The following is a 14,800-nucleotide window of genomic DNA, read 5'->3' on the forward strand; positions in this document are numbered from 1 at the left end:
GCATTCCGTGCGCGTTGAACCGTTGCAGCAGCAGAGTAGACGCAATGACAGATCTATCAAATGCAAGAACAGGTTTTTGAACGTTTTGGATATGCGATCCAAAACCAAGTAAATAACTTAAAGAAATAATCGTTCTAACCAGCGGGAATTATTTTCACACCATCTGCTTATTCCATTAGTTAACGATCGATACACTTTTTAATCTTTTATTGCTATTACCACCTCCTCCTATAATTCGGGACAGTTCTTAACAATAAGGAAGTTCCATGCCGCAACGTTTCCTGATGGCAGCACTGTTCCTGGCGGTCGCCGGTTGTGCCAGCCCTCCTCCTGTTTCCGTACATACCAAAGACCCCGCCAGCTCAACCCTGCAAGGCGATGCCACACGCCCGGCGCAGGCGCAGTGGGTGCGCACCGAGTTGTACTTCTCGGTGGGGCCGATTGATGGCAAGAAAGGAGTGGTGAGCCCGGCGCGCTGGCGCGAGTTTCTCGATCAGGAAGTGACGACGCGGTTCCCGGACGGTTTCAGCGTGTTCGATGCCTATGGGCAGTGGAAGGACCACGATGCGAAAACGCCTGAGCGGCTGGCGACCAAGGTGATTGTGATCCTGCACGAAGGCAGCCCGAAGCGTGAGAGCGACATCGAGGCGATTCGTCTGGCTTACAAACGGATTACAGGGGATCTGTCGGTACTGCGTTTGTCACAACCGGCGCAGGTATCGTTCTAATCGCTGGTGCGCTGCAGAGCTTGCCGAGGTGTCGACACCAGGCGGCTCAACACCGCCAGCAACAGCGCGCCCACCAGCAACACCCCAATCCCCAGAAACGCCCCCAACCCCACCACCGTCACGCTGGAATACAACATGTACACGCACAACCCGAAAAACAGCAGCGGCAAAATCGGATAAAGCGGCACCCTGATCGGCCGTGGCACTTCGGGAAAGCGCTTGCGCAGGATGATCAACGCCAGGCTGCTCAAACTCAGGAACAACCAGTACACCGGCGTCAGGTACTCGACCATGGTGTTGAAACCGCTCTGGGTAAAACTGCCGAACAACACCAGCAACAACGCCACCGCGCCCTCGGCCAGCAAGGCCTTGCGCGGCACGCCATCGCGTTCGTCCCATTCACCGAAGCGACGCAGTTGCGGCACGTCGCGGGCGGCGGCGTACGTTGTGCGGGCACCGACCAACAGCGTTGAATTGATGGTGGCGATGGCCGCGATACCGACCATCAACAGAATCAGCATCACCCCCGGCGCACCGAATGCGCGGTTCAACAATTCCACCGCCGGCGCGTTGCTCGCGGCCAGGCCTTCGAACCCCAGGCCTTGGACGAACGCCCAGTTCAGCGCCAGGTAGATCGCCATCAACACCGTCAGCGCACCGAGCATGGCGATGAAGATTCCGCGCCGGCCATCGCGCACTTCGGCGGACAGCGTCGCCGCATCACTCCAGCCGCCGAAGGCCAGAAACACGAAGATCATCGCCGCAGAAAACCCCGCAGCGCCGGTATGCTCAGGCGTGACCGGCGCACTCGGCGCCAGCGGTTCGACGCCCTGCCACACCAGCCACACACCGGCGCTGGCAATGCTCAGAAAGCCCACGGCAAGCAGCCCCACCAGCACGGTCTGGGTGATGAAACCGATGTGTTTGCCCGTCAGATTCAGCAGCACCAGTGCGGCAATGATCGCACCGGCAAACAGTCCCGATCCGTACTGTCCCAGCGGAAAAACCGCGTTGAAGTAATCGGCGAACATGAACGCCGACAACGCGATCCACCCGGTGTGCATCACCGAGAAGCGCGACCAGGCGAACAGGAAACCCATGCGCTCGCCATACGCGGTGCGCAGGAAATGATAGTCACCGCCCGGGTGCGGAAATGCGGTGGCCATCTCGGCGAAGCACAAGGCCCCGGCCATCGACGCCAATCCGCCGAGGACCCAGACCCAATAGAAATGTTCCGGCCCGACGTTCAAGGCAACGGTCGGCGCGGTTTTGAGGATGTCGGTGGTGATGACCATGCCCAGCGTGATCAGCAATGCCTGGAATACCGGCAGATGCCGCTTGGGGCCATTGGTTTGAGTCATGAAGGTTCCCGCTGATGATCCGCCATCCTTGGCGGCAAGACTCAGAAGCCGTAGGTGGCGGTGGCGTAGTAGTAAGCGCCGTTGGTGCCGATCGGCGACAGCACGTCGTACGGCAGGTTGCCGCCGTAGTTGATGGCCGAGCCGGAGCGTTCCGGGTAGTTGTCGGTCAGGTTGTTGCCGCCCAGGGCGATGCTGAATTTCGGGGTGAATTTGTAGGTCACCTCGGCATCCAGTTGCCACACCGCGCCATAGGTTTGCTCAGGCTGCGAATCGCCGAAATCGAACACCCGGGTGGTCTCGCCCTGACGAGTCAGACGGCCGAGCAAACCCCAATGTTCGCTGGCCCAGTTGGCAGAAAACACGAAGCGATCCTTCGGTGCCGCATCGGTGAGGGTGTTGGTTTCCTCGACGCCGACCAGTGCATCGTTGCCGATTCCCAACGCGGTCAGTTGCGACGGAGTGCCCTTGGTGCTGGTGACTTTGGTGTGGTTGTAGGTGTACGCGGTGGTCAGGCCCAGTTGCCCTTCGTAGAACGGCTGGTGATAGTTGAGCACCAGTTCGGCGCCGTGGGTGCTGGTGTCGGCGGCGTTGGTGAAGAAGTTCACATCGTGGACGCCCGCCACGCCGAAGTTGTCATTGATGTAGCTTTCCAGCGCGTCGCTGCCGATGCGTTGCGAGAGCGTGATGCGATCCTTGACGTCGATGCGGAACACGTCGAGCGACGCGTCGAAACGTTCGTTCAACTGGAACGTCAGGCCGAGGCTGTAGTTCTTCGAAGTTTCCGGATCGAGCTTCTGCGCACCGAGGGCACGGGCGATCGGGTCGTTGACCGAGAGCACGCGAATGTCGGTGAGCGTGCCGCCGTCGCCGAAGTTGCTGGTGGTGCTCTGGAAGCCACTTTGCGCCAGCGATGGCGCACGGAAGTTGTTCGATATCGCACCGCGCAACGCCCACTGCTCGGTCAACTTGTAGCGACCACTGAGCTTGCCGGTGAGTTTGCTGCCGGCGTCGTCGTAATGCTCCCAACGCGTGGCGGCATCGACGAAGAAACGGTCGGTGAGATCACCGGACAATTCGGCGTAGGTACCGAACACGTTGCGGTCCAGGTCCGACTCTTCACTCGGGCGCAAACCGTTGGCGCCGTCTGCACCGGAGCCGATGTAAGAGGCCTCGTCACCGGCGTAGGTCAGGTAGTTTTCGTAGCGGTATTCGCTGCCGAGCGCGAGGACGAAGGAGCGTCCGCCCAGCCGCAGTTCACGGCTGAAATCGAGGTTGGCGGTGGTCTGGCGCAACTCGTAATCGCCGGTGTCGAATCGGGTCGGCGAGTCTTCGCCCAGGCTGACGTTGAGGGTGCGCCGGGTGGCTCCATCGAAACGGTTGCGACCGTGGGTGACGCTGCTGTCGAAGTCCCAGTCGTCGCCGATCAGGCCTTTGAAACCGGCCGTGGCGGAGATGTCCTTGTTGTCGCCGATCGACTGCGGCAAATAACCGTTGGGGTAGAACTGCGGCTGCTCGGACGGATAGCGATAAAACTCGGCACCTGTAGTGTGCCGCTGGTTGTAGGTACCAAACGAATAAGCCTTGCCGCCAGCCAGCGGCAATTCGCTGTTGAACCAGAGGTTGACGTCCCGTGCGATGCCATCGCCCATCACGTAGTTGCGCTGGTTCGGTGTGTCGGCAAAACCGTCGTAACCGGCACGGTTGGTCGGGTTGCGATTCTTGTACTCGGTACCGCCACGAATGAAGCCGCCCTCTTCGCCCAGCCGCGTGCCGATCTTGGCAGTGGTGACGCTGTTCTGGCCGTCGGTGGTGGTTTTGCCGATGGCGTCCTGATGGGTGTGATAGGCGCCGTAGCTGGTGGACACTTCACCGCCCTCGGGGGCGTCGTCGAGGATGATGTTGATCACCCCGGCAATCGCGTCGGAGCCGTACTGCGCACCGGCGCCGTCACGCAGCACTTCGATGCGTTTGATGGCGCTGATCGGGATCGAGTTGAAATCCACCGGCGCCGTGCCGCGACCGATTTTCGACGAGTCGTTGACCACCGCCGAGGTGTGCCGACGCTTGCCGTTGACCAGCACCAGCACCTGATCCGGGCTCATGCCGCGCAACTGCGCGGCACGTACATGGTCGGCACCGCCGGAGTTGGATTGACGCGGAAAACTGAACGACGGCAACAGCGTCTGCAACGCCTGACCCAACTCGCCGTCACTGGCGCCGGCGGTCTTCAGGTCTTCGGCAGTCAGCACGTCCACCGGTACCGGTGAATCCAGCACCGTCCGGGCGGTGCCACGGGTGCCGGTGACCAGCACGGTACCCAACCGTGTGTCATCGTCAGCGCGGGCAGAAGAGTCTTCGGCTTGTGCGGGAAGTTGCCAGATCGCACTGACAACAGCGACGGCCAGTAATGAACGGGAACGGTGAATCATGTGACAGCTCCTTGAATCGCAGTTAATAACCGGCCGCTGCCGAATCATTAAGCGTCGGCAATCAGTGCACGGTAATTTCTGCTGTAGTTTTGATGTTCAGAAAGGCAGCGAAGTGTGTCGAACAACTATCGACTGTTAGAGTGCAAGAACCCCAAAGTTAGTAGAACCCCCTGTTTACTGATCCTAGATGAGCGGTCGCCCGCCGCAAAAGAACCAATAACGCTTAGGTTATGCCCAACGAACGGAGTGTTGCCTGAGCAACACTTGTGTTTACGCAACAACATGAACAACCAACTAACGAACAACTAATCACGCACAAAAACTCACGCCACGCTGTTGTAGAGCACGTTTTTAATCTGTGTTTTTTTTCGGCGCGAAGTTAAATGCCGTCAGTCGAAATCCTTTTCCCGCCAGGCATCTTCGGCTATGTCCAGCGCATCACCGCTGAAGCGCTGTTCAATGAACGGATCAGCGTGCAAATGAAAGCCGTTGCGCTCCCAGAAGCCCGGTTGCTCCTGATCGGTGAACTCGAGCCCGCGCAGCCATTTCGCGCTCTTCCAGAAGTACCTACCTGCCACCACCAGACGTAGCGGCCAGCCATGTTGCGCAGTCAGCGGCTGACCGTCGTAATGAGTGGCCAGCAGACTGTCCGGGTGCAACAGATCTTCGAGACGCAGGTTGGTCTGGTAATCGTGATCGGCGTAGGCCATGACGAAGGACGATATCGGTTGAATGTCCAGGGCCTGCAACAGGTCCTGCAGGTGCACCCCGCTCCAGCGGGTGTCGAACTTCGACCAGCGTGTCACGCAATGAATGTCGCATTGCAACTGGCGTTGCGGCAGCGCTTGCAGATCGGCGTAGGTCAGCTCGACCGGGTTAGCCAAGGTGCCGAACAGGCGCAGCGACCACGTCGCCAGGTCATACGCCGGCACCTCGCCCTCGTGCAGGATCGGGAAACGCTCCGTCAGCACCTGCCCCGGTGGCAGCCGTTCGCCCAGCGCCACATCGGCTTGCGGCGAACGGCTTTTGCGCAGACGCGCAGCCTTGTCGTGCATGTCGGTTCCTCAGTTCGCCACGGGAATCCACGACTCTCGCGCCACATTGGCGGTATCGCCGAAGGACGGCAGTTTCTGCCCCAGGTCGCGCACGTTCTTCACGTCCAGATCCAGCAGTTGCTGGCGGGTGATCAGGGTCGGAGGAACCAGCACCTTGTGCCCCGGATTTTCCCCGGCGATCAACATCGCCAGACTGCGCACGCTGATCGCGCCGGCCACTTGCGGATTGACCGCTGCCGTCGCGGCCCAGGCACTGTTCGGCTCTTTCATGATCTGGATATCGGCGGTGGAAATATCGGCGCTGTAGATCTTCACTTTGCTGCTCAGACCCGCCTCGTCCACGGCGATTTTCGCGCCTTTGGCGAACTCGTCGAACGGCGCGAAGATCACGCTGATTCCCGGATTGGCCCGCAACACGGCGCTGGCCTGATCGGCCACCGAGTTGGCAATCGGTGGATTGAGCGTGCCAAATCGAGCCTTTTCGATGATCCCCGGATTGCTCGCCTTGACCTGGCTCCAGATCTCGTCGCGGCGTTCCATCGGTGTGAAACCGCTGATGTAGACGTACCCGGCGTCGAAACGGGTGCCGTTGTCCTTGACTGCTTGATCGAGTGCCAGACGCGCCAGCGCGTGGTGATCCTGCTCAACCTGAGTCACTTGTGGCGTGTTCAGGTCGACGTCGAACGCAACCACCTTGATGCCTTTGGCAAGCGCCCGGTCGATCGGCCCCTTGAGAGTTTCCGCCAGACCCAGTTGCACGATGATCCCGTCGACGCCAAGGTCGGCGGCCTGATCGATCATTTCGCCCTGGCTGGCCGCCTGTTGCCGGGCGTCGAACACCCGCAGGTTGGCGCCCAGCGCTTCGGTCTGTTTCTCGACGCCGCGCAGGTAGGCTTCAGGGAAATCCCCGGAGAACAGATAACCCACCAGCGCGATCTGTACCTGACCTTTGTCGAACGGTGCCGGCGCCCCCGGCAAGGCTTTGGCCTGGGCGTTGAGTGCCAGTGCCGAGAGCAAGGCACCAGCGAGACAATGGCGTGCGAACTGCTTGATTGAACCGTGCATGGATCTTTCCTTGAAGCTTCAATGAACCGGCTCAGCGCGCCCGATGCGCGAGGCCGAAGGTGAACATCAGGGCCAGCACCAGCACCAGTCCCTTGACGAAATCCTGCGCGTAATACGGCGCGTTGAGCATGGTCAGGCCGTTGAGCAACGAAGCCACCAGCAGCGCACCGACCAGCGTGCCGAACGCGTTGGGCTTCTTCGCGCCGAGTACGGCAAAACCGATCAGCGCGGCGCCGAGTGCGTCCAGCACCAGACCGTTGCCGGAGCTGACATCGCCGCGCCCCAGGCGCGACGCCAACAACAATCCGCCGAGCGACGCCAGCAGCGCCGAGAGCACATAAGCGAGCAGCTTGAAGCGCTGCACCGGCGCACCGGCCAGACGCGCCGCCTGCTCGTTGCCGCCAATCGCATAGAACAACCGGCCGATGCGCGTGCGTTCGAGAAACAGCCACACCGCCACCGCGACAACCGCCGTGATCAACACCGGAATCGGCACGACGTCCCACAGCCGCCCGCGCCCAAGCGCAAGAAACAGCGCACTGAACGCGCCTTCGGCTTCATCGCCATTGGGCAGGGTCATGCCCACCGCAATCGAGCGTCCGCCGGTGGGAATCAGTTGCACGCCGATCACCAAGAACATGCTGCCGAGCGTTGCGAGAATGTCCGGCACGCGCATCTTCACGATCAGCCAGCCGTTGAGCAGCCCGACCAGCGCGCCACCAGCCAGGCTGATCAGCACCGCCGGCACCGCGCCCCAACCGAGCACCACCATCACGTAACTGGCGATCATCAGGCTCATGGCCGCCACCGCACCGATGGACAGATCCAGCCCGCCGACAGCCATGGTGAGGGTCACGCCCAACGCCAGCAGCGCGACAATCGACACCGACTGCAAGATGCTGAATAGGTTGCCGACCCGCAGGAACGCTGGTTCCGCGACACTGAAAAACACCACGATCAACGCCAGCACCCACAGCAGGCCGTAGCGAATCAACGCTTGTACAAAGCGCTCGGACGTTGCCGGGGAGGATGACAACAGGGAACTCGAATCAGGCACTCGCTCTACTCCTTGGCGCGGCTTGAACAAAAGAATTTTCTGGATCAGTGCCGGCCAGCGCGGCGACCAGGGTGGCGCGATCCAGCCCGGCACGCGGGTACTCGGCCACCACGGCGTGATCGCGTACCAGCAGGATCCGGTCGGCGATTTCCAGGGCTTCATCGACATCCGCACAGATCACCAGCGTGGCACGACCGTCGGCGCTATCACGCAGCAGCTGACCGATCTCGCGTCGGGCACGCACATCGACACCCTGAAACGGCTCGTCGAGGATCAACACCCTGCCCTCGCCAAGCAGCCAGCGACCGAGCACGACTTTCTGTTGATTGCCTCCGGACAACGCGCTCATCGGCACATCGATGCCGGCGGTCTTGATTCCCAGCGCTGCGACTTGCGCCTCGACCGCCGCCGCTTCGGCACGGTTGCGGATGAAACCGCCACGGGTGAAGCGTTCGAGGAACGGCAGGGTCAGGGTTCGGCGCAATGAAAAATCCGGCACCAGCGATTGGCTCGCGCGATCCTCGGCGGCGAAGAACACGCCACTCTGGATCGCCTCCCGAGGCGAGCCCGGCTGCCAGTCGGCGCCATCCAGTTGCAATGATCCGGACAAGGGTTTGCGCAGACCGAACAGCACTTCGGCGATCTCGCTTTTGCCGGCACCGAGCAATCCGGTCAACACCACGACTTCGCCTTCGTGCAGGGTCAGGTCAAAGGCTCGGGTGCGCGGCAGCAGTTTCACGTCGTGCAGCTTCAGCACTTCGCGCCCCGCCGCTCGCGGCGTATAGACATGCGCCTCCAGCGCCTGACCGAGCATGGCTTCCAGCGCCTGAGGCAGTTGCCGGGCACTGAATTCACCGGCCAGTTGCCCGTCACGCAGGACGATGGCGCGGTCGGCCACCCGTTGCAGATCCGACAGGCGATGGGAGATATAAACGATCGCCACGCCCCGGCTGCGCAGCGTGTCGATCAGGCCGAACAGGCGTTGCGCTTCGGCATCCGAGAGCGCTGCTGTCGGTTCGTCGAGAATCAGCAACCGTGGCTGCAGAGCGAAGGCGCGGGCCAGCACCACCAGTTGCCGCTCAGCCTGGCCGAGGTGTTCGATCGGTTGTTCCAGCGGCAGCACCAGACCGAGCCCGGCAGCAATGTTCGCGGCGCGTTCCAGCAGTCGTTTGCGGTTGAGCCAGAAGTCACCGTCCGGCCGGCACAGTTCATCGAGCAACAGGTTTTCCGCCACGCTCAATCCCGGCGCGATGCCCTCGTTGATCTGTTGATGAACCGCAACGATGCCGACCCGCCGAGCGGATAGCGGCGAGTTGAATTGCCGGGGCTGACCGTCGACCTGAATCTCGCCACTGTCGGCCGATTGGCTGCCGGCGAGGATCTTCACCAGCGTCGACTTGCCCGCGCCGTTGGCACCGAGCAACGCAACCACTTCGGCGGGAAATATCTCCAGGCTGACCCGATCCAGCGCGCGGTTCGAGCCGAAGGTCTTGCTCAGTTCACGTACACGAATCAGCGGCTCGGAGGCCACGGCGACAGGCGCACTCATACAAATCCTTAAAGTCGATGGGCCAGTGTGTGGCGCCCATCAGCAAGAAAATTCTGCAGAGCCTTTGATCGATTCAGCGCGTGCCGTCATGGCAATCGAGGGTTCTATTATTTGAAAGTCTGATTGGTGAGTCAGTAAAAGCTAAACGATCTTAAAAACAACAAACAAATACCGTTTTGGTATTAGCTTAGGCCCGGTACCGCCGTGCATGTCCGCGAGATCGGAGCAGGTACACTCAAGCCATCACTCCGGCAACCCCGCGAGTCGAAGCCCTTCAATGAACCGGGCAAAATCCTCGGGCCGTTGAATCGGCAGCCAGTCCTTGAGGTGGCCAAGGCGCAACGCCGGATTCAGCGTCTGCAAACGCTGCATCGCCCAGCGGGCTTTATCCGGACGCCCGCCCAGCGCATGACTGGCCGCCACCAGCGCCGCAGCTACCAGCAGCGTGGGCAGGTTGCCCAAGGCTTTTTCGGCGAAATCTGCCGAGGCCTCGAAGTCCCCGGCGAAGTAATGCGCCAGAGCCATGCCGACGTGCATTCTGAACATTTCCGGGTCCAGCGGGCTCAAGCGCGCAGCATGGTTCAAGTCCTTGATGGCCGGCGCGGTTTCACCGCGAAGTGCACGCAGGATTCCGCCAAGAAACCACGCGGGTGCGAGATTGGGATTGAGCAGCCGCGCGCGGTCGAGCAATGCGATGCCGGCGTCCACATCCCCCGCCAGGTGCGCAAGCGCATGTCCGCCGCGCGTCAACGCCACAGCGTCATCGCGCCCCAGCGTGACCGCCAGACGCGCCAGGCGTATGCCCTCGGCGATCTCGGCCGGCCGATCTGTCATCCAGCCATTGAGCTTGCGCCAGAAGTGACACCAGGCGGCCATGCCATAGGCCGATGCGAATTCCGGATCGAGTTCGAGGGTCTTGTAGAACATCGGCAGCGCCTGCTCGATGGCCTCCTGGGTGCCGCTGTGCAGCTTTGCCATGGCGCGCAAGTAGTAATCGTAGGCGTCCAGGCTTTCCGTCGGTTTGCGTTTGGCGCGCTCGATCTCCGCGCGCTCCAGTTGTGGCGCGATGGCCCCGACGACACTTTCGGTGATTTGATCCTGCAGCTTGAAGATGTCGTCGAGGGTGCCTTCGAAACGCTCGGCCCAGATATGTGCCCCGCTCATGGCGTCGATCAGTTGCCCGGTGATGCGCACCCGGTTTCCGCATTTGCGCACACTGCCTTCCAGCACATAGCGCACGCCCAGTTCCTGCCCGACCCCTTGGGCATCGACCGTGCGCCCCTTGAACGTGAAGCTCGAATTGCGTGCGATGACGAACAGCCAGCGCAGACGCGACAAGGCCGCGATGATGTCCTCCACGACGCCGTCGGCAAAGTAGTCCTGTTCGGGATCGCCGCTCAGATTGTAGAAAGGCAGGACGGTGATCGAGGGTTTGTCCGGCAGCGCCAATACGCGGGGAGATGCAGTTGAGCCCTCGTCGGTGTCAGGCACCGGCTCGGTCATATCGGAACTGACTTGGCCAATGAAACGATAGCCCTTGCGGGCGACCGTGCGCAGCAGACGCTGCTCCTCGCCGGTATCACCGATAGCCTTGCGCACGGCGTTGATGTGGCTGGTGATCGTCGATTCGGAAACGATGCGCCCGCTCCATACCGTGCCGAGCAATTCGTCCTTGCTCAGCACGCGTTCGGGGTTGTTGACGAACAGCAGCAACAGATCGAAGACCTGCGGGCCGACGGCCACGACCTGCCCGCGCAAGGTCAGCTCGCGACGTTCCTGATCCAGTACATAGTCTTCAAACGTGAATGGCACAGCGAACGTCCTTTTGCGACGCGCCTTCAACTCCGTGTCCCGGGCGACAGATGGTGAGAGGTCGAGAACGATAATACGCCTGACTTGAACACGCCACTGCGTCCACTCCGGGGCGCTGGCTGGACAAAAATGCAAGGGTTCGACAAGGCAAACCCAAGGTCGCCACAAGGACTTCTCTCCCCTGCACCGGCACTCTCCATTCCAACGACGCCAATGGTTGGCGTCGTTGGAATGGAGAGACCCCATGAAGATCGTCGTTATCGGAGGCTCCGGCCTCATCGGCTCGAAACTGGTGAACCTTCTTCGCGAGCGCGGCCATGACGTGCTCGCCGCCAGCCCCAGCACGGGCGTCAACAGCATCACCCGCGAAGGTCTGGCGGCCGCCATGGACGGCACCGATGTTGTGGTCGACGTGGCCAATGCTCCGTCGTGGGAGGATCAGGCCGTCCTCGACTTCTTCGAAACCTCGAGCCGTAACCTGCTGGCGGCCGAGGCAGCTGCCGGGGTGCGTCATCACGTTGCACTGTCGATTGTCGGTTGTGAACGCTTGCCCGAGGCCGGCTATATGCGCGCCAAGGTGGCCCAGGAAAACCTGATCAAGGCATCCGGCATGCCTTACTCGATCCTGCGGGCCACGCAGTTTTTCGAATTTGTCGGTGGCATCGCTGAATCCTTTGCCGTCGCCGATGAACTTCGCGTGCCACCAGCGCTGATTCAACCGATTGCTTCTGACGACGTGGTGGCGGCGCTGGCAGACGTCGTCCTGGCCGCCCCGCTCAACGGCTCAGTGGATGTCGGCGGGCCTGAAGCACTGCCGCTGGACGAATTGGTCCGACGCTTCCTGCAGGCGAGCCAGGACAACCGCAAGGTCGTACCGGACGTGCATGCACGCTACTACGGGACGTTGCTCGACGATCAATCGCTGGTCACCGGCAAGCACTCGCGCCTGGGTGCCATCCGTTTTGAAGACTGGATCGCTCGGTCGACCGCGCGATAGTCATTCGCGCCATTCCCTTCCCTTTTTGCCAAGGAGAAAAATCATGGTTATTCGATTTTTGTTGAGCGCCGTTTTCGCAGCGTTGTCGATCAGCGCCGCATCGGCCGCCGAGCCACCCGCCGGCAAGGTCTCGGTGGTCTTTGATCGGCCGATTCCCAACATCCCCGGCAAAAGCATGAGGGGTGTGGTCGTCGAATATGGGCCGGGAGCGGCATCGCCGTCCCATACTCATCCGAAAACTGCCTTTATCTACGCCACGGTTCTGGAAGGCTCGTTCCGCATCAAAGTCAAAGGCGAGCCGGAAAAGATCTACCACGTCGGCGAAAACTTCGTCGAGGAACCGGGTTCCGTGCACCTGGTGAGTGCCAACGCCAGCGACACCCAGCCTGCGCGCCTGCTGGCGGTGTTCGTCCTCGACACCGACGAAACGGCGCTCGTCACGCCCCTCAAAAAGTAAGCCTGCAACCGACCTTCAACGTCGATGAGCCAGCGATCGCACCAGCCGATCGCCCAGGCTCTGCACGCCCTGGACGAGGATGACCAGCACCACGACGGTGGCGACCATCACTTCGTTGTTGAACCGTTGATAGCCGTAGCGGATCGCCAGATCGCCCAGTCCGCCGCCACCGATCACGCCGGCCATGGAGGAAAAACCAATCAGCATCACCAGCGTCAGGGTGACGCCCGCCAGCAACGCCGGTAGCGCTTCGGGCAACAGCACTTTGAAAATCACATGACGGATGTCGCCCCCCATGGCGAGGATCGCTTCGATCCGGCCCTTTTCAACTTCGTCCAGGGCGTTCTCGACGATCCGCGCAAAAAACGGAAAGGCTCCAATAGTGATCGGTACCACGGCGGCCGTGCTGCCCAACGTGGTGCCGACCACCAGCCGGGTCAGCGGGATCAGGGCAATCAGCATCACCACGAACGGCAGCGACCGACCGAGGTTGATCACTGCGCCCAGTACCCGATTGATCCGGGGCAACGGGTACAAACCCTGACGGCGACTGATGAACAGCAAAACGCCCAGCGGCAGGCCGATCAACAGCGTGAACAGCCCGGCAAGCAGCACCATGTACAGGGTTTCGCCGGTGGCGTTGAGCACCAGTTGCAGGATTTCATTCCAGTCGACGGTACGGTTCATGAGTGGGCCGCCCGTACGCCGTATTGTCGGAGAAAACTGAGCCCCGGCGCGTCGTGCCCCAGCGGTAAACCGCAACTGGGCCGCAGCGAGGCACCGAGCGCGGAATCCGGAGTCGCCAGCAATCGGGCGACCGGCCCCGCCTCCACCAATCTTCCGTTGGCCATGGACGCAGCGTGATCGCAGATCGACTTGACCACGTCCAGCTCGTGGGTGATCAGCACAATGGTCAAACCCAACTGCCGGTTGATATCGCGCAACAGCTCCAGAATCGAAGCGGTGGTTTCCGGGTCGAGGGCGCTGGTGGCTTCGTCCGACAGCAGATACGCCGGCCGTGCCGCCAGGGCCCGGGCGATCCCCACCCGCTGCTTCTGCCCGCCGGACAGTTGCGAAGGAAAGGCTTCGGCCTTGTCGCTCAACCCCACCAGATCCAGCAGTTCCCACACCCGTTCATGGCGCTGTGGTTTAGCGACCTTGGCGATTTCCAGCGGCACTGCGACGTTGTCGAACACGTTGCGCGAATGCAGCAGATTGAAGCCCTGAAAAATCATGCCGATGCGCTGACGTTGCCGGCGCAGCTCACCGTCGGACAGCGCCGTGAGGTCTTCGCCGTCCAGCAGAATCCGCCCGGAGTCCGGGCGTTCGAGCAGATTGAGACAGCGCAACAGCGTCGACTTGCCCGCGCCGCTGCGCCCGAGAATCCCGTAGATCGCACCATCGGGAATGCTCAGCGATACCTGATCCAACGCCGGTGTCGGCGCTGACGGGTAAGTCTTGCTCAACCGCTCGACGAGGATCATGGCTTGGCGTCCGCCACCGGGATCACCGAGCCCTTGAAGTTCTCGGTGATGTATTTGGCGACTTGCGGCGAAGTCAGGTCCTTGGCCAGTTGCTGGATGCGCGGATCGTTTTCCAGTTTCGGCGTGGTCACCAGAATGTTGGCGTAAGGGTTGTGCTCGGCCTTCTCCAGACCCAGCGCATCCTTGGCCGGCACCAGACCGGCCTCCAGCGCGTAGTTGCCGTTGATCACTGCCAGGTCCACGTCATCCAATGCGCGGGGCAGTTGCGGCGATTCGATTTCGAGGATCTTCAGGTGTTTCGGGTTTTCGGCGATGTCCTTGGGCGTTGCCTGATCCGCCGCCGGGTCGTTGAAACCGGGCTTGAGCTTGATCAGGCCGTTGTCCTGCAACAGGTACAGCGCACGGCTCAGGTTGGTGACGTTGTTCGGTACGGCGACGGTGCCTTTGTCCGGCACTTGGGCGAAGGTTTTGTGGCGATGGGAGTAAATCCCCAGCGGCTCGATATGCACCGTCGCGGCCACCGCAAGTTTCTCGCCGAGGGCCTTTTCCTGGGATTGCAGATACGGCAGATGCTGGAAGTAATTGGCGTCCACATCGCCGTGCACCAACAGCTCGTTGGAGTTCACACCCTGAGGGATTTCTATCACCTTGAGGTTCAGTTGCGGATCGATTTTCTGGATGTAGGCCAGGATCTGTGCGTGTGGCACCGGGTCGGCGGCAACGCGCAATGGCTCTAGCGCTTGAGCACTGAATGAAGTCACCAGCGCGCCGAGGACGGCCAGGGTCAAACCTGTTTTTTTCAACAT

General features: G+C 61.3%; 13 protein-coding genes. 3 read left to right on the forward strand and 10 right to left on the reverse strand.

Going from position 1 to position 14,800, the window contains the following annotated elements:
• Nucleotides 1–266: 266 nt before the first annotated feature.
• Complete coding sequence (locus tag AC1RR7_RS14465; protein ID WP_493064632.1) at nt 267–728, forward strand: DUF3574 domain-containing protein; 462 nt, start codon at nt 267–269, stop codon at nt 726–728.
• On the opposite strand, the gene AC1RR7_RS14470 is transcribed toward AC1RR7_RS14465, so the two are convergent.
• The 7 genes from AC1RR7_RS14470 to AC1RR7_RS14500 form a co-directional block, all read right to left on the reverse strand.
• Nucleotides 725–2,089: an APC family permease gene (locus AC1RR7_RS14470; protein WP_493157820.1), complete on the reverse strand. Its 1,365-nt coding sequence runs from the start codon at nt 2,087–2,089 to the stop codon at nt 725–727. The two genes, AC1RR7_RS14465 and AC1RR7_RS14470, sit on opposite strands and share 4 nt — an antisense overlap.
• Before the next feature lie 41 nt (nt 2,090–2,130).
• Entirely contained in the window at nt 2,131–4,518 is a 2,388-nt protein-coding gene (locus tag AC1RR7_RS14475) for a TonB-dependent receptor (RefSeq protein ID WP_273538617.1), read from the reverse strand.
• 389 nt (nt 4,519–4,907) lie between these two features.
• A complete protein-coding gene (locus AC1RR7_RS14480; RefSeq protein WP_493157821.1) occupies nt 4,908–5,573 on the reverse strand; it encodes a sulfite oxidase-like oxidoreductase in 666 nt (221 codons plus the stop codon).
• A gap of 9 nt (nt 5,574–5,582) precedes the next feature.
• Entirely contained in the window at nt 5,583–6,638 is a 1,056-nt protein-coding gene (locus AC1RR7_RS14485; RefSeq protein ID WP_493157822.1) for a substrate-binding domain-containing protein, read from the reverse strand.
• 31 nt (nt 6,639–6,669) lie between these two features.
• Nucleotides 6,670–7,695, reverse strand: coding sequence for an ABC transporter permease (locus tag AC1RR7_RS14490; RefSeq protein ID WP_493157823.1), 1,026 nt, complete (start codon nt 7,693–7,695; stop codon nt 6,670–6,672).
• Complete coding sequence (locus tag AC1RR7_RS14495) at nt 7,688–9,244, reverse strand: sugar ABC transporter ATP-binding protein (protein WP_493157824.1); 1,557 nt, start codon at nt 9,242–9,244, stop codon at nt 7,688–7,690. Before AC1RR7_RS14495 ends, AC1RR7_RS14490 begins: the two co-directional genes overlap by 8 nt.
• Nucleotides 9,245–9,487: 243 nt before the next feature.
• Nucleotides 9,488–11,056, reverse strand: a complete 1,569-nt coding sequence (locus AC1RR7_RS14500; RefSeq protein WP_493157825.1) for a winged helix-turn-helix domain-containing tetratricopeptide repeat protein — start codon at nt 11,054–11,056, stop codon at nt 9,488–9,490.
• Nucleotides 11,057–11,300: 244 nt separating this feature from the next.
• Here AC1RR7_RS14500 and AC1RR7_RS14505 point away from each other — a divergent pair, with 244 nt between their 5' ends.
• On the forward strand, nt 11,301–12,053 hold the full coding sequence (locus AC1RR7_RS14505; protein ID WP_102622739.1) for an SDR family oxidoreductase: 753 nt from the start codon (nt 11,301–11,303) through the stop codon (nt 12,051–12,053).
• A 43-nt stretch (nt 12,054–12,096) separates the two neighbouring features.
• Nucleotides 12,097–12,510: a cupin domain-containing protein gene (locus AC1RR7_RS14510; RefSeq protein WP_096821624.1), complete on the forward strand. Its 414-nt coding sequence runs from the start codon at nt 12,097–12,099 to the stop codon at nt 12,508–12,510.
• A gap of 15 nt (nt 12,511–12,525) precedes the next feature.
• Here AC1RR7_RS14510 and AC1RR7_RS14515 read toward each other — a convergent pair whose 3' ends face one another.
• The 3 genes from AC1RR7_RS14515 to AC1RR7_RS14525 are packed head-to-tail and all read right to left on the reverse strand — an operon-like array spanning nt 12,526 to nt 14,800.
• Nucleotides 12,526–13,197, reverse strand: a complete 672-nt coding sequence (locus AC1RR7_RS14515) for a methionine ABC transporter permease (protein ID WP_493157826.1) — start codon at nt 13,195–13,197, stop codon at nt 12,526–12,528.
• Complete coding sequence (locus tag AC1RR7_RS14520; protein ID WP_493157827.1) at nt 13,194–13,994, reverse strand: methionine ABC transporter ATP-binding protein; 801 nt, start codon at nt 13,992–13,994, stop codon at nt 13,194–13,196. Before AC1RR7_RS14520 ends, AC1RR7_RS14515 begins: the two co-directional genes overlap by 4 nt.
• Nucleotides 13,991–14,800, reverse strand: coding sequence for a MetQ/NlpA family ABC transporter substrate-binding protein (locus AC1RR7_RS14525; RefSeq protein ID WP_493157828.1), 810 nt, complete (start codon nt 14,798–14,800; stop codon nt 13,991–13,993). Before AC1RR7_RS14525 ends, AC1RR7_RS14520 begins: the two co-directional genes overlap by 4 nt.

The sequence above is a fragment of the Pseudomonas sp. GW821-FHT11G12 genome (assembly GCF_058808055.1).